16 protein-coding genes are annotated in these 16,724 nt (G+C 69.4%); 7 read left to right on the top strand and 9 right to left on the bottom strand.

What is annotated here, in order from left to right:
• Positions 1-2: 2 nt before the first annotated feature.
• Genes AB0H82_RS03830 through AB0H82_RS03810 form a run of 5 tightly spaced genes read right to left on the bottom strand, consistent with a single transcriptional unit; the run spans position 3 to position 4,887 of the window.
• Positions 3-608, bottom strand: a complete 606-nt coding sequence (locus AB0H82_RS03830; protein ID WP_362988434.1) for an ATP/GTP-binding protein — start codon at positions 606-608, stop codon at positions 3-5.
• Entirely contained in the window at positions 589-1,002 is a 414-nt protein-coding gene (locus AB0H82_RS03825) for a DUF742 domain-containing protein (RefSeq protein ID WP_362988432.1), read from the bottom strand. The genes AB0H82_RS03830 and AB0H82_RS03825 overlap by 20 nt, the downstream gene beginning before the upstream one ends.
• A gap of 18 nt (positions 1,003-1,020) precedes the next feature.
• Positions 1,021-1,455, bottom strand: a complete 435-nt coding sequence (locus tag AB0H82_RS03820) for a roadblock/LC7 domain-containing protein (protein ID WP_362988430.1) — start codon at positions 1,453-1,455, stop codon at positions 1,021-1,023.
• On the bottom strand, positions 1,452-4,058 hold the full coding sequence (locus tag AB0H82_RS03815; protein ID WP_362988428.1) for a nitrate- and nitrite sensing domain-containing protein: 2,607 nt from the start codon (positions 4,056-4,058) through the stop codon (positions 1,452-1,454). The genes AB0H82_RS03820 and AB0H82_RS03815 overlap by 4 nt, the downstream gene beginning before the upstream one ends.
• 55 nt (positions 4,059-4,113) lie before the next feature.
• The gene (locus AB0H82_RS03810) at positions 4,114-4,887 is read right to left on the bottom strand and encodes an MHYT domain-containing protein (RefSeq protein ID WP_362988426.1); all 774 of its coding nucleotides are present in this window, start codon (positions 4,885-4,887) and stop codon (positions 4,114-4,116) included.
• 152 nt (positions 4,888-5,039) lie between these two features.
• On the opposite strand from AB0H82_RS03810, the gene AB0H82_RS03805 reads away from it, so the two are divergent.
• Positions 5,040-5,639, top strand: a complete 600-nt coding sequence (locus tag AB0H82_RS03805; protein ID WP_362988424.1) for a methyltransferase domain-containing protein — start codon at positions 5,040-5,042, stop codon at positions 5,637-5,639.
• Between the two features lie 28 nt (positions 5,640-5,667).
• Here the strand turns inward: AB0H82_RS03805 and AB0H82_RS03800 are convergent, their stop codons facing one another.
• Positions 5,668-6,426: an alpha/beta hydrolase gene (locus AB0H82_RS03800; protein WP_362988422.1), complete on the bottom strand. Its 759-nt coding sequence runs from the start codon at positions 6,424-6,426 to the stop codon at positions 5,668-5,670.
• A 135-nt stretch (positions 6,427-6,561) separates the two neighbouring features.
• On the opposite strand from AB0H82_RS03800, the gene AB0H82_RS03795 reads away from it, so the two are divergent.
• Positions 6,562-7,095: a PadR family transcriptional regulator gene (locus tag AB0H82_RS03795; RefSeq protein WP_362988420.1), complete on the top strand. Its 534-nt coding sequence runs from the start codon at positions 6,562-6,564 to the stop codon at positions 7,093-7,095.
• On the opposite strand, the gene AB0H82_RS03790 is transcribed toward AB0H82_RS03795, so the two are convergent.
• A complete protein-coding gene (locus tag AB0H82_RS03790) occupies positions 7,072-7,977 on the bottom strand; it encodes an oxygenase MpaB family protein (RefSeq protein ID WP_362988820.1) in 906 nt (301 codons plus the stop codon). The genes AB0H82_RS03795 and AB0H82_RS03790 overlap by 24 nt on opposite strands.
• Before the next feature lie 100 nt (positions 7,978-8,077).
• Between AB0H82_RS03790 and AB0H82_RS03785 the strand changes: the two genes are divergently transcribed.
• Together AB0H82_RS03785 and AB0H82_RS03780 are read left to right on the top strand one after the other, a co-directional pair.
• Complete coding sequence (locus AB0H82_RS03785) at positions 8,078-8,383, top strand: hypothetical protein (protein ID WP_362988418.1); 306 nt, start codon at positions 8,078-8,080, stop codon at positions 8,381-8,383.
• Between the two features lie 129 nt (positions 8,384-8,512).
• Positions 8,513-9,331 carry a hypothetical protein gene (locus AB0H82_RS03780; protein WP_362988416.1) on the top strand — a complete coding sequence of 273 codons (819 nt, stop codon included), beginning with the start codon at positions 8,513-8,515 and terminating at the stop codon, positions 9,329-9,331.
• Positions 9,332-9,371: 40 nt separating this feature from the next.
• Here the strand turns inward: AB0H82_RS03780 and AB0H82_RS03775 are convergent, their stop codons facing one another.
• Positions 9,372-9,554: a hypothetical protein gene (locus tag AB0H82_RS03775; RefSeq protein WP_362988414.1), complete on the bottom strand. Its 183-nt coding sequence runs from the start codon at positions 9,552-9,554 to the stop codon at positions 9,372-9,374.
• Positions 9,555-9,712: 158 nt separating this feature from the next.
• Positions 9,713-10,765, bottom strand: coding sequence for an acyl-CoA desaturase (locus AB0H82_RS03770; protein ID WP_362988412.1), 1,053 nt, complete (start codon positions 10,763-10,765; stop codon positions 9,713-9,715).
• A gap of 301 nt (positions 10,766-11,066) precedes the next feature.
• Between AB0H82_RS03770 and AB0H82_RS03765 the strand changes: the two genes are divergently transcribed.
• From AB0H82_RS03765 to AB0H82_RS03755, 3 genes are all read left to right on the top strand, one after another.
• Positions 11,067-13,880, top strand: a complete 2,814-nt coding sequence (locus AB0H82_RS03765; RefSeq protein WP_362988818.1) for a DEAD/DEAH box helicase — start codon at positions 11,067-11,069, stop codon at positions 13,878-13,880.
• On the top strand, positions 13,877-15,199 hold the full coding sequence (locus AB0H82_RS03760; RefSeq protein ID WP_362988410.1) for an SWF or SNF family helicase: 1,323 nt from the start codon (positions 13,877-13,879) through the stop codon (positions 15,197-15,199). Before AB0H82_RS03765 ends, AB0H82_RS03760 begins: the two co-directional genes overlap by 4 nt.
• A 156-nt stretch (positions 15,200-15,355) precedes the next feature.
• Positions 15,356-16,708 (top strand): esterase-like activity of phytase family protein, encoded by a 1,353-nt coding sequence (locus AB0H82_RS03755; RefSeq protein ID WP_362988408.1) that lies wholly within the window; start codon positions 15,356-15,358, stop codon positions 16,706-16,708.
• Positions 16,709-16,724: the final 16 nt, after the last annotated feature.

The following is a 16,724-nucleotide window of genomic DNA, read 5'->3' as shown; positions in this document are numbered from 1 at the left end:
GCTCAGCCCACGGAGTCGAGCAGCCGGGCGGTATGAAATCGCCCGGCATACTCGACCAGCCGTATCAGCACCTCCTTCCCCGAATCGCGATCCCGGGCGTCGCACAGCACCACGGGCGTCCCGCGGTCGAGGTCCAAAGCCCGTGACACTTCGAGCGCCCCGTAGGTACGCGCGTTCGTGAAGCAGTTGACTGCCACGACGAACGGGATACGACGGTGCTCGAAGTAGTCCACGGCGGGGAAGCAGTCCTCGAGCCGCCGGGTGTCCGCGAGGACCACGGCACCGAGGGCACCCTGAGACAACTCGTCCCACAAGAACCAGAACCTGTCCTGGCCCGGGGTGCCGAACAAGTACAGCGAAAGGCCCGCGCGGATGGTGATGCGACCGAAGTCCATGGCCACGGTCGTCGTGGTCTTCCGGTCGACCCCCTCGGTGTCGTCCACCGACTGACCCGCCTCGCTCAACAGCTCTTCGGTGCGTAGCGGACGGATCTCGCTGACAGCGCCCACCAAGGTGGTCTTGCCCACCCCGAAGCCGCCCGCGACCAGAATCTTCAATGCCATGGCAGAGGTCTCGGCGCCCGTGGCGTCAGAGTGCTCGGAGCCCATCGATCACCTCTCGGAGGATCTTTTCGTCGGGAAGCTGTGCGGGCGGAACGGGCCGACTGATCTTCACCCGGCTCGCCTCCAACAGGTCGCCCAGGAGCACGCGGACCACGCCCACGGGCAGATCCGCGCCAGCGGCGAGCTCGGCGACGGACTGTGTCTCGACACGGCACAGTTCGATGAGCGCCCGGTGTTCGGGCCCGAGCCCGGTGGTGTCGTCATGCTCCTGAACAGTGTCGTCGAGCGTCACGAGGGCGATCAGGTCGAAGCGGACGCCCCGCGGTCCTGGTCTGGTGCGTCCGCCCGTCATCGCATAGGGCCGTACAAGAGGCCCGGCTTCGTTGTCGTACCACTGGCTGCCCGGCTGGCCCGGGGTGCCGCTCGTGTCCTCGGTCATGGGTACCGGCCGCCCTCATCATCCGAGGTTCGGTGGCTGCTCGGCGAAGCGCGCCGGGGTGTGGAGGTGCTCGCCCACCCGTTTGACCATGCGTGCCATCTCGTACGCCACGAGGCCGATGTCGGCCGTCACAGCGGTGAGAACAGCGAGGCAGGATCCGTCGCCCGCAGCGGCCACGAACAGGAAGGCATCGTCCATCTCCACCATCGTCTGGCGCACTCCCCCGGCTCCGAAGTGCCGGCCCGCCCCCTTGGCGAGGCTGTGGAACCCCGAGGCCACCGCAGCGAGATGTTCGGCATCCTCGCGGGTGAGAGCGGTCGACGCGCCGACCGGGAGCCCGTCGGTGGACAGCACCACCGCGTGCCGCACCTCCCCGACGCGCAGCACCAAGTCGTCCAACAGCCAGCCGAGCTCGCCGGTCCGACCGGTGGGGATGCTCTGGTCCTGGATCATGTGCGATCTCCTTCGCTGCTTTCCCTGCCCGGTACGGCTCCCGGCGTGCCGATGCCCGGGAGCCGGCCGCCCCCGCGTGCCCAGCCGTCGCGGTAGGCAGCCATACGGTCGCGTACCTGCTCCGGGCTGCGCTCGTCCTCAGCTCCGGCGCCCTCTGCCGCGGCGCCACCACCTGTGGGGCGTTCCCTCAGTTGAGGGGCGAGGCTCGCTTGGCGTACGCGGCGCGGCAGTTCCTCCGAGGCGTCCTGTGAGTCGGCGTCGGCGACATCAAGAGCGTCGATGGTGTCGGGGTGCATCTCCGGGGTGTCGCGAGCGCCTTGTCCCTGGTGCAGCCGGAGCGCGGTGACGCCGGGCGGGGGCGGCGCCTCGGCCGCTGCGGCCAGTGCAGGGAGTGTGGCCGAGGCCGGAACGGAGTTGTTGTTCATGTGGTGCCGTGGTGCTCCGTGCACGCCTGCGTGCTCCTTGTCCAACCTGGCCCTGGGCGCCGCCGGGGCGGGCTCAGCAGCATGAGTCTCCGTGCTTCGCACCGTGCCGCTGTGCAGAAGTGCGGTAGGTAGCAGTACGACGGCGGTGGTCCCTCCGTAGGGGGAGGTGCGCAGATGTACTTTGATGGCGTGGTGGGCAGCGAGCCTGCTGACTACGAAGAGGCCGAGTTGGTCGCTGTCGAACAGATCGAGTGCTTCGGACTGTTCGATACGACGGTTGGCCTCCGCGAGCGTCTCTTTGCCCATGCCGAGCCCTCGGTCCTCGATCTCCAGGGCATAGCCGTTGCCGACTGGTTCGCCGCTGATCCGCACCTTGGTGTGGGGCGGCGAGAACTGGGCGGCGTTCTCCACCAGTTCGGCGAGGAGGTGGGTGAGGTCGGCCACCGCCGTCCCGAGGACCGACGCGGCGGGGAGTTGTCGTACCTCCACGCGCGCGTAGTCCTCGACTTCGGAGACTGCCGCGCGCACCACGTCGGTCAGGGAGACGGGCATGCGCCAGGCGCGGCCGGGTGCGGCTCCGGAGAGGATGATGAGGCTCTCCGCGTGGCGCCTCATCCTGGTCGTCAGATGGTCGAGCCGGAAGAGGTCGCTGAGCTCGTTGGGGTCGTCGGACCTGCGCTCCATGCTGTCGAGGAGGCTGAGCTGGCGATGGACGAGGATCTGGGTCCTCCGGGCGAGGTTGACGAACACCCCGGAGATGCCGCTGGCCAGCTCCGCGCGCTCGATCGCCGCGCGCAGGGCCGCTCGATGGACGGTACCGAGCGCTTCGGAGACCTGCCCTGTCTCGTCCTCCGCCGGTGGCCCAGCGGGCGCCTCCGCACGGATGTCGATCTCCTCACCGGCACGCAGCCGTCGCATGGCCTGCGGGAGTTTGCGGCGTGCGATCTCCAGGGCTCCGTTACGGAGACTCACGAGCTCGATGACGAGACCTCGCCCGATGCGTACGGAGATGACCAGTGAGGCGCAGACGGCGACCAGCCCGAGGAGGACGGCGGCGCCTACCGGAGTGCGTACCCCGTGGGCGAGCGGGTCGGTGCGGTCGGCGGCGCTGCGATCCGCTCTCTCCTTGATCGCACGGAGCTCGTCCCGCACGACCGCATAGGCGTTGTCCCAGGCCCCCGCCGGGGCCGCGGCGAGTGCCTTGCGGCCTGGTTCGGCCACCAGGACCTTGTCCTCGGCGGCGCGTACGTCTCCGTACGCCTTGCCTTGCTCAAGTGCGCGCCAGGCGGACCTCTCGGGGCCGCGCAGGTCCGCTGTCGCTGTCTCGGTCAGGGTGCGGCGAGTGTCGACGGCCCCGGTGAACAGCCGCAGTCGCGCGCCGTCCAGTACGCCGTCCAGCCGGGCCGCGGCGAGCATGGTGTGCTCGCGGGCCAGCATTTCGCCGGCCGTCGAAAACTCAAGCAGCACGCGCGCGTGGGAGCCGTGTTCGGTGTCCTGCATTCCAGTGAGGGCGCCCACTATTGCGAACGCCTGGGAGATCGTCTTCGTGTACTGGCCGTACGTCGCGTCCCAGCGCGTGCGTCGGTCCAGCACCTCGGCGCGCAGGGAGCGCAGTTCTTCGGCACTGGTGACGAACGTTTCGAGCCGGTCGGCCGCACCATCAGGGAGCCCCGCGCCGTCGGCGACGGTCCGTTGGTCGCCGAGACGCAGCTCGGCCACGGCGCGGTCGGTCCGTGTCGCCTGCCTTTCGAGTGCGCCGCCACGGTCGGCGCCGGGCTCGACCGCGTAGCGAACAGCCGCGACTCGTTCGGCCTGGAGCGCGGACACGGCGGCCTCGACCGGGGACCGTACATCGGCATCAGCGCGCTGCACCTGGCGCAGGCGGGCCACATCTTGCGCGGTGCTGACGGTCGCGTACCCCCACAGCGCGAGCAGCGAGACGACGGGCACCATCAGGAGGCACACGATCTTGGCGCGCACGGTGCGTGGCCTTATGCGCCACCAAGCCACGCCCGTGGGCGCCCTGTAGGCCGATGGATCGGTGAACTCGTCGTTTGCGCCAGGTGGTTCGACGGCGGGCGGGCCCGCGTGGGCGCGACGTCCGCGCGCCGGGTGGCGCTCCGGAGGCGGTGGCGTCGTGCTCGCGGCCGGATCGGTAATGCTTCGCGGGGTGTCCATGGCCTCCTCGCTCGGATGGTCGGTGTGTGTCGCCCGGTCGGCGCGGGAGGCGCCTCTAGGAGGCGACACCGTCCATCGGTCGCTGGGCCGACACAGATGCCGCACGCTCGCCGGTGGTCGGGGACAGCGCGACGAATGCCGAGGTCAGGAAGAGGTAGGAGCCGAGGCCGACGGCAAGGGGGAAGATGAACTGCATGGTCGTGGCGCCGGGCAGCGCGGCTTCGGAGGGGGCCACCCGGACGCTGACAGCCAGCATCCCGGTGTAATGCATGCTCGTCACCGCCCCGCCCATGACCAGCGACGCCACCGCGACGGCGATCGGGGACTTGATGTTGAGGCCGGCCCACAGGGCGGCGGTCGCCGCGACCACTGCGATGACTACGGAGAGCCCGACCAGCACGAGGTCGTACTCCACGTCGCCGTGCAGGCGCAGCGCCGCCATACCCAGGTAGTGCATGCTCGCGACGCCGAGCCCTGTGGTGAGTCCGCCCAGCGCCAGCGCGCGCCCACGATCACGGCCGTACCCGACGACGAAGACGCCGACTCCCACGACGGCCATCGCGACGAGAAGGCTCAGGAAGGTCAGTGGCACGTTGTAGTGGATCTCGGTGCCGGTGACTCCGAAGCCGAGCATGGCGACGAAGTGCATCGTCCAGATGCCGGTGCCGAGGGCGGAGGCGGCGGTGATGAGCCAGTTCCGGCGTGAGCGGCCCGAGGCGCTTAGCGCGCGGACGGTGCAGCGCAGCCCGAGGGCGGCACCGATGCAGGCCATCGCGTACGACAGCACGGGGGTCAGCCAGCCGAAGGTGGCGTGGTCCAGGTGTCCCATGGCCCCGGGACGCTAGTCCGACAAGCGGCGCACAACGGGGGCGCAGTTCGAAAGCTGCCGGAAGATGACAGAGAGACGATGCTGAACGATCGCGTCACGCTCGAACGAGTGCACCCAACGCGCGTGCGACCTTTTGCGGGATCATGGGTCGCATGAGCGACGACCACACGAAGGTCCAAGAATTCTTCACCGCCCGCGCCGCCGACTGGGACACCCGATTCCCCGATGACGGGCCCGCCTACCGGGCCGCCGTCGCCGAGCTGTCGCTCGCTGCGGGTTCCTCCGTGCTCGACGCCGGGTGCGGGACGGGGCGGGCGCTGCCCGCGCTCAGGGACGCCGTAGGGCCTTCGGGCGTGGTGCTCGGCGCCGATCTGACTCCGGCCATGCTGGAGGCCGCGACACGCGCGGGCAGGGGCCACGACGGCCGGCTCCTGCTCGCCGACGTGGCGCGTCTGCCGTTGCGTGCGCGGTCACTCGATGCCGTTTTCGGCGCCGGGCTGATCGCGCATCTCCCCGAACCCGCGGAGAACCTGTCGGAGTTGAGGCGGGTGGTGCGCCCTGGTGGATTGCTCGCGCTCTTCCACCCCATCGGCAGGGCTGCGCTCGCGGCACGGCAGGGACGACAGATCACTCCGGACGACCTGCGGGCAGAGGCCAACCTCCGCCCGCTCCTCGCCCGTTCGGGGTGGCTCATGACGTCGTACGTCGATGAGGACGCGCGCTTCCTCGCTCTGGCGGTACGCCAGGACTGAGCGCGGGCCGTCCGGTCCGGGCGAGCGGTCAGAGGCGACCGGCGATCGCCGCCGTAAACGCGTCCGCGTTGTCGAACATGATGTTGTGGCCCGCTTTGGGCACCGTCACCACGCGCACTCCGGAGGCTGTCAGTTCGCCGTGCCCCGGGAGCTCACCGCTCGAAGCGCCCTGCAAGTAGACGCGATCGATGGGCAACTCCATGAGCATCCGGCGCATCGTGGGCCGGGTGCCCGCGATGAGACCAGTGGCGCTCCGGTGCAGCGCCAGGGGGTCCGCGAGACGCATCGTGGCTGCCCATGTGGCGCTGATCTTTCCCAGCACGCGCACGTAGCCCCCACCGCTGACGAAGTCGTCCTCCGAGTACATGGCGATTCCGCTGCTGCCCGCGGTGGCGGGCGGGTTCGGGTCGAGGTTGGCCTCCGTGAGGACCAGCCTCGTCACCAGGTCGGGCCGTCGGCACGCGAGCACGATGGCGACGGATCCGCCCATGCTGTGCGCCACGATCTCCGCGCCGACCACTTGAGCCTGATCCAGAGCCGCGGCCAGCGCGTCGGCATGGTCCTCCAGGCTGTACCCGAAATCGGCGGGACGGTCACTTAGGCCGTGCCCCGGGAGATCCACGAACAACGAGCGGCGGCCGGCCAGTTCGGGCCTGGCCGCTATGTGTGCGTGGTAGACCGTGGAAGCCGCGCCGAGTCCGTGCACGTACACCCGCGTCGGCTCGGCCCCGTCCACCTCGGTCCACCGCACACGGCTGCCCCGAGCATCGAACCGTGCTTCCTTCATCGCCGCACCCCGTATCCCTCGTCCTGCCGTCCGCTGCCACTCGTCGTCAGCGGACTCCGAAGACAATACATCGGCGACGATGTATCTCGCGTCGGATGTACACCTGCCACGGGATGGTGCGGCAGAATGCAAGCCATGCTCGAACTGGCCATCCTCGGATTCCTCTACGACGCCGCTCTGCACGGCTATGAGCTGCGCAAGCGCATCTCGGCCCTGACCGGGCATGTGCGCCCTGTCGCGGAGAGCACGCTGTATCCCGCCATCAAGCGACTGGAGAGGGGAGGGCTGCTCGCCAGGGAGACCCAGCCCGGTACCGGGGCGGCGCCCCGCCACGTCCTGAGTCTCACACCGGCCGGCAGGCAGGAGCTGCGCAAGCGGCTCGCGGAGCCGGCTCAGGGGGACATCAGTGACGAGAACCGCTGGTTCACGCTCCTCGCGTTCCTCCGCCATCTGGACGACGAAACGGCCCAAGCGGCAGTGCTCCGGCGACGGCTGGCTTTCCTTGAGGAACCCGCCAGCTTCTTCTACGACGGCGAACGCCCCCTGCGCGCGGAGGAGCTCGACGACCCCTTCCGGCGCGGCATCCTCACGATTGCCCGCGCCACCAGCCAGGCCGAACTCACCTGGCTCCGCGCCACCTTGACCTCACTCGGCGGGAGCGGTCGCTGATCTGTCCTTGTGCGGCACCGGGCACCCGCGCACGCCCGGCACGGGGAACGAGCCGAGCTCGGCGACCTCGTAGCCGTCGGGGTAGCCCTTGATCTCCCGGTTCTGCCGCGCGTAATGCGGTGCCCTACGCGGCGGCATGAGGCGCACCGCGCGCCCGCGGAGCCGCACCACGCCCCGGACCACCGAGCGGGTGGCCGCACCCGGCTGTTCGTACCGGAACGCCCGCAGCAGGGGCTCGTCCAGCAGCGCGAGGGTCGCCTTGCGCAACAGCGGTGCCATGGGCCGCGGATACCACGAAGCCATCAGGTCCAGGGTCGCGTCGGATACCTCACGCGCTCCCGGGTCCCAGCCGAAGTTGGCCTCTTCGTAGGCGTCGAGGCAGTCTTCGAACTCTTCGAAGGATCCTGGGATCTCCTTGATTCCCATGTGCCGGCCGAGAGTGCGGTAGTACGCGGCAGCCGCGGCCGTTTCGTGACGCGAAAGCCTGCGCCAGCCATAGGTGTCGATCCACCGCTTCGGCACCACCACGAATGTGCACAGTACGTACCGCATATCGTCGTTGCTGATGTCGTAGCTGCGGTGCATTTGGTTGATGCGCCGGATGGCGGTACGGCCCTCGTCGTCGTCGAAACCGTGCTCCACGACGGTGTCGAGAAGCAGAGCGGTGTCGTCGTATCTCTTCTGCGTACGCTCTGTCAGTTCCGCTGTCTGTGCCAGCAGACGGCCGATACTGGGGACTGCGTAGGTGCGATAGAGCGCGAGTTCCAGTGCGCGCGTATGGTCCCACGGGAATTCGAATGCCGTGGTGAGCCGGTAGATCTCAAGGAAGTCCCGCTCCGGGTCGAGTCGCATGATCTGCTCGAGCCGCTCGAAACGCTTCACCGCGTGATCCCCCTTCTCGTACCGGAACAACGACTCTACGTTGACCATAGGCGGATGAGGGTTCAATGGTGGTAGCCGCACCCGGGGGAAGGTGGACCACATGTTCGACGGACTCCGCAAGTTCTGGCAATCCAACAGGCCCGCGCGGGACGAGAATGAGCCCGCTCGCGACCGGGGCAAGCACCAGCGCCCGCACAACATCTTCGAGGCAGCCGCCGTCTATGTGGCGGCGTGCGCGGAGGACGATCAGGCCGAGATGGATGAAGCCTCCGGATGGGTTTCTCCCGAGGCACTGTCATTCGGGGTCAACGAGCTCGCGTGCCGCGCTGTCATCGCCCTCGCACGCGAACGGGACGAGTCCCCGCGGGACGTGGCCAGGTCCCTTCTGGGGCTGCCCGCAGCCTGAGCCTGCGAGCGCACCGGACCGGTGGCATGAGGCGGTCCGTCGGCGGTTTTCCTGCTCCTCGCCCCCTCGACGATCTCTGGGGCGAGTGGTTAGGGTGCGCCGACGGATGAAGCGATCGGGGAGGCTGGCATGGCCGGGACGGACGACGCCGCCGACGACGACGCGCTGTACGTGCTGACGGCGGTGCTCTTGACACCCGCGAAGTTCCCCAGCGTACTGGGCGACGACTATCCGGAGGCGTGCGCGGCGCTCGGCCTCGCGCCGCTCGCCGCCGGATACGGGCTGGTGCTCGGCCAGGACGGTGAAGGCGCGCGCTGGACGGTCGTCGTCGACGATGTATCGCTGGTGGCCGTGGCGATCGCCTCCTGGGACTGCGGCATGGAATACGACCTGTCCCCCGAAGAGCACACGGTGGTCGCCGCGTTGCCCGGATGGCCTTTGGCGGTCGCCGTGGCGGCTCCCGGCGTGCCCGCTCCGCACGATCCGGAACCTGGCCCCGACGACGCCGGCCGCCCGCCACTCGCGCCGCCCCCGTCCGACACCTGGGGCCCGGCGCAACGGCGGCTGGGCGCCGACGAGATAGCACTGCAGTGGGCGGCCTGGCGGGCGCAGATCGACGACGAGGAATTCGCGCCGGACGGGCCCGCGGTGGAGTCTCAGGAAGACGCCGAGGTCACGCCTCTGACCAGCGTCCGGCGCGTCCTGGCGGAAGCGCGTGCGTACGTGGACACTCCGCCGCCGTTGGGGAGAGTGCGGTCGTCCTTCGCCTCGGGGGACGCACGCACCCTGCGGGCCGACGGTCCTGGCTGGTCCATGGTCGCCAGGACCGACGACATCGCGTTCGTGCTGCTGGACGAGGAACCGGGAGAGGTGATGCCGGTGGGCCGTGGAGCAGAGCTTCCCGCACTGCTGGAGGCCCTCGACAAAATGGCGGTTCGCCCTTCCTGAGCACGAGCGCCAGAACTCACTGCCGCATCATGCAGACGCCTCAGTGACCGATCTCCTTGCGTGTGACACGGCGCAGCCTGCGCCGCTGGCCGGAGTCGAGCGTCAGATAGGCCGCCGCGGGGACTCCGAGCACGATGAGGAGTGCGGCCCACCAGGGCAACCAGAACAGCAGAATGACTCCGGCTGCCACACCTCCTGCGGCGATCTTCGCCTTCTTCGACATGTGCGTCGCCTCCTTCGCGGCGTGTGCCGCTCTCTGCCTTGGAAAACGGGATCGGGTGTCGCACGGTTCCTGACTGCGACCCTGAGACATCCCTGAGCCTTGTCCCCTACTGGTCCCTGACTTGCTCGCCGCCTCCCGGGGCTACTCGGTCTCCCGGCCTACTCGGCCCGGAGGGGCTCACCGACTTCGTACATGTGGCGCAGCACCTGGCGGTAGGAGTCGACGAATCCCGCCTCCGTGTAGGGCATCCCCATGGCGGCACAGTGGGCACGCACGATGGGTTGGGCGACTCGCAGGTGAGGGCGCGGCATGCTCGGGAACAGATGGTGCTCGATCTGGTAGTTGAGTCCGCCGAGGAACCAGTCCGTCATGAGACCGCCGCGAACGTTGCGCGAGGTGAGTACCTGGCGCCGCAGATGACCCCATCGTTCGCCGTCCGGGTCGGGCATTTCCATGCCTTTGTGGTTGGGCGCGAAGGCGAGCCCGAGGTGCAGGCCGAACAGCGCCTGGTGAAGCGCCGCGAAGGCGAGCGCGTGGCCGAGGGGCATGGCCGAGAGCAACAGCGTCACATAGCCGACGAGATGGGCGACCAGGAGAAGGCCTTCCACGACGCGCTCGCGCCGATCCTGCCGCCGCAGGTCCTGGAAGCCGTAGATCTTCATGGCGACTCCCTGGAGGAGCGTCAGCGGGAAGAAGAGCCAGGCCTGGTTGCGGGTGAGCCAACGCCGGAAGCCCAGACGGACCTTGGCCTGCCTGCTGGTCCACACGAGGACGTTCGCGGCGACGTCGGGGTCCTTGTCGACATGGTTGGGGTTGGCGTGGTGCCTGTTGTGCTTGTCGTTCCACCAGGCCGAGCTCATCCCCAGCAGGAGGTTGCCGTGCACGAGGCCGATCGCGCGGCTGACGGATCGGTTCCCGGTTATCTGCGAATGGCCCGCGTCGTGGCCGATGAACGCCGTCCGGGCGCACAGGACGGAGAGCACAGGAGCAAGCAGCAACACCCACCACGACGTGCCGAGCAGAAACATCCCGGTCCCTATGGCCGCCAGTGCGAGGGCGTTGATCCCGATGGTCCGCGCGTACCAACCTGTACGGCGGTCCAAGAGCCCCTGCTCCTTGACCGCACGCAGGAGGGGTGCGAAATCACTGCCGGCGGAGCGTCTGCCGGTGTGGGCTGGGGAGCGTTCCGCGACTGCGGCGGCCTGGGGCATGGTGGGTCTCCGTCTGGCGATGAGGGGCTGACCTCATAGAACGTACGGATCCGTGACCTTCGGCGACCATGACGGCACCACCCGTCTTGAACCGGGGGTCAGCCCCGGACGGCAGGGGGGCTGACTACACCATGTGATTGGGATCACCACAGAAGCCCACCCACGAAGCCCTTGCTTTCCTGTACTCTCGGCCGCTCCGGCCACAGTAGTCAAATTTGAGGAATGCGTTATCGCTGTGCACAGGCTCTCCGTCGTGTCCCCTGCCGAGCTCTCCGAACTGTCACGCTGTTCCGCCCTTTTCATGCCCGCCGACCCGCCCCGCGACGGACGCGTCGCCTTCTGGCACAGCGACGGCACCGAGCCACCGGACACAGCTGCCGGTGCCTACGAAGAACTGTCCCTCGCAGTACCGGGGGACGACGGGATCGACCTTGCCACCGTGCCCGCGGTGCTTCTCCCTGTCCGCACCGCACTGCCGGTCCTCACACGCGCGCGTGCCGCGACGGGAACACACCCGACGGCCGCATTCTGGGGAACGGCCGGAGTGCTTGCCCTGCAACTGGCGGCTCGCGGACTCCTGCTGCCGGGACTGACTGCCACTAATCACGACGCATGGCGCACCGGCCCACTGAGCACCGAGGACCTGCAGCGACTGCGTGAGCTGTCCGCGGCGATGCCACCGGCCGCCCACGCGCGCCCGTTGGACGACAGCCTGCCGCTGCGACTGCCCGAGCCCGAGAAGTTGCTGCGTCAGTTCCTCGACGCCGTGGCCGACACGCTTCCGCGCTCCCCCGCCGCGCCCCTGGCGTCGGGCGGCACAGTCTTCGCCGTAGCGGAGCCCCAGCGCGTACCCGAGCAGCGCGCCTGGGCCCTCGACGTGGCGGCAGGGCACGACGCCGGCGTACGGATCTCACTACGCGTCGAAATCCCGGGCCTCGCCTCCGTAGCGGAGGACGGCACTCGGCTGCCGTTCCGCGCCGTACTGCAACTGCACAGTGTCAGCGACCCCTCGCTCGTCGCGGACGCTGCCGAGGTGTGGGCCGGTTCCGGGGCTTCGGGACAGTCCTTCGGACCGCGTGCACGCATGGACGCCCTGCTCGCATTGCGTCGTGCCACGCGCGCGTGGCCGCCTCTCGCCCCGCTGCTCTCGGCCACCGTGCCGGACGCCATCGAGTTGGCCGACGAGGACGTCACCGCGCTCCTTGGCGAAGGCGCCCGAGCTCTGGCTGTCGCGGGCGTCGACGTGCACTGGCCGAAGGAACTGGCGCGCAGCCTCACCGCGCGCGTGGTGATCGGCCCTCCGGATGAGGGACAGGAGGACGACCGGAAGGGGCCGAGCAAACTCGCGTCGGATACACCGTCCTTCCTCTCCGCCGACGCCCTGCTCGCCTTCAACTGGCGCTTCGCGCTGGGCGACCAGCAGCTGACGCGGGCTGAACTGGACCACCTCGCGGAGGCCAACCGTCCGGTGGTGCGCCTGCGCGACCAATGGGTACTGGTCGATCCCGAAGAGGCCCGCCGCGCCCGCGACCGCCAGGATCACAAGGTCACCCCGATCGACGCCCTCAGTGCCGCCCTGACCGGCACGATCGAAGTCCAGGGGCGACGTGTCGACGTACAGCCGACGGGATGGCTCGCCACCCTGCGCGAGCGACTCGCGGACCCCGAGGGCATGGAGCCCGTCGGGCAGCCCGAGGCGCTTGCCGCCGAGTTGCGCGATTATCAGTTGCGCGGCCTGAACTGGCTGGCACGGATGACTTCACTGGGGCTCGGCGGCTGCCTCGCCGACGACATGGGCCTCGGCAAGACGATCACGTTGATCTCGTTGCATCTGCACCGCCAGACGCAGGAGGAGACCCCGGGCCCCACGCTGGTGGTCTGCCCGACGTCTCTGATGGGCAACTGGCAGCGCGAGATCGAGAAGTTCGCGCCCGGCACACGGGTACGCCGCTTCCACGGCGCCCAGCGCAGCCTGGAGGGCCTGACGGACGGCGAGTTCGTCCTCACCACCTACGGCACGATGCGACTCGACACGGAGAACCTCGGGCAGACCTCCTGGGGCATGGTCGTCGCCGACGAAGCGCAGCACGTCAAGAACCCGTACTCGGCCACGGCCAAGCAGCTGCGCACCATCGGGGCACGCGCGCGTGTAGCACTCACCGGCACGCCCGTGGAGAACAACCTCTCCGAGCTGTGGGCCATTCTGGACTGGACCACTCCCGGCCTGCTCGGCAGGCTCGCCACCTTCCGGACGCGGTATGCACAGGCCGTCGAGGGCGGTACAGATCCCGGCGCCGCCGAGCGGCTCGGGCAGCTCGTGCGCCCCTTCCTGTTGCGTCGGCGCAAGTCGGATCCGGGGATCGCGCCCGAGCTGCCGCCGAAGACGGAGACCGATCGCGCCGTCTCGCTCAGCGCGGAACAAGCAGGCCTCTACGAAGCCGTGGTGCGGGAGACGCTCGCGGAAATCTCCGGTGCCGACGGAATGGCGCGCAGAGGGCTGGTCGTCAAGCTCCTCACCGGCCTCAAGCAGATCTGCAACCACCCCGCCCAGTACCTCAAGGAGGACAAGCCCCGGATCCCCGGCCGCTCAGGAAAGCTGGAACTGCTGGACGAGTTGCTCGACACGATCCTCGCCGAGGGTGCGAGCGTGCTCGTCTTCACGCAGTACGTCCAGATGGCGCGCCTCATCGAGCAGCATCTGGCGGCCCGCGGGGTCCCCTCTCAGTTCCTGCACGGCGGCACACCCGTAGCGGCGCGAGAGGCCATGGTGCAACGCTTCCAGGACGGTGACGTCCCGGTGTTCCTGCTGTCTCTGAAGGCGGCGGGCACCGGCTTGAACCTGACGCGTGCCGAACACGTGGTGCACTACGACCGCTGGTGGAACCCGGCTGTCGAGGCGCAGGCCACCGACCGTGCGTACCGCATCGGACAGACACAGCCGGTGCAGGTGCACCGCCTGATCGCTGAGGGAACGATCGAGGACCGCATCGCCGACATGCTGCTGCGCAAGCGGGAGTTGGCCGATGCCGTCCTCGGCTCGGGCGAGGCGGCTCTGACCGAGCTGACCGACGCCGAACTGTCAGATCTGGTTGAGCTGCGAGGGGGCGCGCGATGAGTGACATCCATGACGAGACGTACGGTGCCGTGGACGATGACACGCGTGCGGGCGCGCAGGCGGACGAGCGGACGTTCGCGGCACTGCCGCCCGCACATGGACGCGGCTTCGCGCAGAGCTGGTGGGGTCAGGCCTGGTTGAAGGCCCTTGAGGACACGGCGCTCGACACCCAGCAGCTCAAGACGGGGCGCAGGCTCGCCCGGGCCGGCGCGGTGGGCGCGGTGTCCGTGCGCCCGGGCCGCATCACGGCGCTCGTCATGGACCGCGACGGCACACCGCACCGTTCCGACGTCCTCCTGCAGGAACTGGGCCCGGAGGAATGGGACCGCTTCCTGGGCATGACCATCGAGCGGGCCGGGCACATCGCAGCGCTCCTGGACCGCGAGATGCCACCGCACCTGGTGGAGGATGCCGCGGCGGCCGGTGTCGAGCTGCTGCCTGGGATCGGCGACCTGGAGCCCGAGTGCGACTGTGACGCATGGGATCACTGCGGGCATACGGCCGCGCTCTGCTACCAGATGGCGCGCCTGCTCGACGAGGACCCTTTCGTGCTGCTGCTGATGCGGGGGCGCGGGGAGCGGATGCTCCTCGACGAGCTGCAGGTGCGCAGTGTCGCGCCAGTTGGTCCCCAGGAGCCTACGGAGGGCACTCAGGGCGCCCCTCCAGAGGGTGTCAGTGCCGCGGAGGCGTACGCGGACGGTGCCATCCTCCCGCCGCTGCCCGTCCTGCCTCCGCTGCCCGCGGAGCCGGGTCTGCCGCCGACGCTCGACACGGAGGCGGAGCCCGCGCCGGGACTCGATGTGTCGGCAGTCGAGTTCCTGGCCGCGCAGGCGGCCGCCGAGGCGTACCGACTGCTGGCCGACGTGCTCACCCCGGGGCACGAACGCTCTCCTGTCGAGGCTGAGTTGACTGTTGCCGAGGATGCCGTTCGGCTGGCAGCCGCTCAGCCCGGTGCCGCGATCGAAGCGCGGCTCGCGGCGGCATCCGAACGCGGCCGGGACGGCATGGCGCTCGCTGTGCGGGCCTGGGGGTACGGCGGCCGGGCGGCGCTCCACGTACTCGACGAGGAATGGACGCCTCAGGACGAGGCACTGGCACGCGCGCGTGCCGCACTGGACGCGGCCTGGGACGAGGACGAACGGCCTCGGCTTCGCGCGGCCCACAACCGATGGACCGTGGTCGGCACGAACGCGCAGCTGCGCCATGGGCGTGACGGTCGCTGGTGGCCCTACCGGAAGGAGCGGGGCCGTTGGGCCCCGGCGGGCCCGGCGGCCCATGACCCGGCGACAGCGCTGGCCATGGCCGTCGGCGGGGAGTAACGCCGCACATCTGGCAGACCGGGCTCATCAGCCTTCTGCCGCTCGCGGGAGGCGCCGTCGGCACGTCTCCCGCTGTTCACCCGGTGGCCCTTTCGTGTTCGTGGCGGCGGCGAAGTCTGGCCGCTGTCACCGAACACATGCCCCAGGAGGCCCCCGATGTTCCCGCACGCAGTCCGTGAGGGGCGCGTCCGCCGCTCCATAGCCGCCGGTATACCGCTCGCCATGATTGCCGCTCTCACGGCGGCCGGCACCGCGTCGGGCGGGCAGGCGAGCGGCGGGCACGGTGACGTGAGGATCACCGCAGCCGCGACGCTCGGGGACATTCCTCTTGGCTCTTTCAGCAACGCGCTGCTCCCTGGGACGGTGAAGAACGATCGCGGTGTCGATCTCGGCGGCATAGGCAGCGATCTCTATCCGGCGGGCCGCAAGGGCGAGTTCTGGGCGGTGACCGACCGCGGGCCGAACGGTCAGATCAAGGTTGACGGAAAGAAGCGCCGCACTTTCCCGGTCCCCGGCTTCGACCCGGCGATCGTGAAGATCCGGGTGCAGGAGGGCAAGGTCAAGGTCGTTTCCGCGCTGCCGCTCACGACGTCCTCCGGAAAGCCCGTCACAGGCCTGCCCAACCAAGGAGGACGTGACGAGGCCCCGTACACGTATGACGCGAAGGCCCCCGTCTCGTACGACCCGAACGGCCTGGACACGGAAGGCATCGTGCGGGCCGCGGACGGCAGCTTCTGGTTGGCCGACGAGTACGGTCCTTCGCTGATCCATGTCTCCGCGCGCGGGAAGGTCATCAAGCGCTATGTCCCCCGGGGGCTGAAGCTGCGCGGCGCCGACTACCCGGTGGTCGAGGCGCTGCCGGGTGTTCTGCTCCACCGGAAGACGAACCGCGGTTTCGAAGGCCTCACCCGACTCCCCGGCGGTGACCTCGTGATGGCCGTGCAGAGCCCGCTGGCCCTCCCCGACCAGGACGCGGGTGACGATTCGCGCACGACACGGCTGCTGCGCTTCTCTCCGGCGAAGCAGAGGGTCACCGCCGAGTACGCCTACCGGTTCGACGCCGTGGGCGTCGTGGACCCCGGTGAGGACGACACCTCCGAACTGAAGATCTCCTCCGTAGTAGCCATCGGGCGCGACCGGCTCCTCGTACAGGAGCGGACCGACAAGGCTGCGCGGCTCCAGGCCGTGACTCTGGACCGCAGGTCGGACATCCTCGGTGACAAGTGGGACAGGGCCACGACCAGTCCCTCCTTGGAGCAGCTCGACGATCCCGCCGTCTCCGGAGTGCCCGTCCTCCGCAAGCGTCTGCTGGTCGACCTCGGGACCGTCGACGGCGTGCCCGGCAAGATCGAGGGGGTTGCCAAGGTGGACAGCCTCACCCTCGCGCTGATCAACGACAACGACTTCGGGATGAGCGACGGGCCCGAGGCCTTCGACGAGCGCGGGCGACTGGTCGACAGCGGTGTGGAGACCACGGTGACGTACGTCCGGCTACCGGAAAAGTACTGACTCTTCGCGGCGACGT

Origin of the sequence: Streptomyces sp. NPDC050732, from assembly GCF_040654255.1 — a bacterium.
Classification (GTDB): domain Bacteria; phylum Actinomycetota; class Actinomycetes; order Streptomycetales; family Streptomycetaceae; genus Streptomyces.
This window is presented reverse-complemented; position numbering and strand designations above follow the sequence as displayed.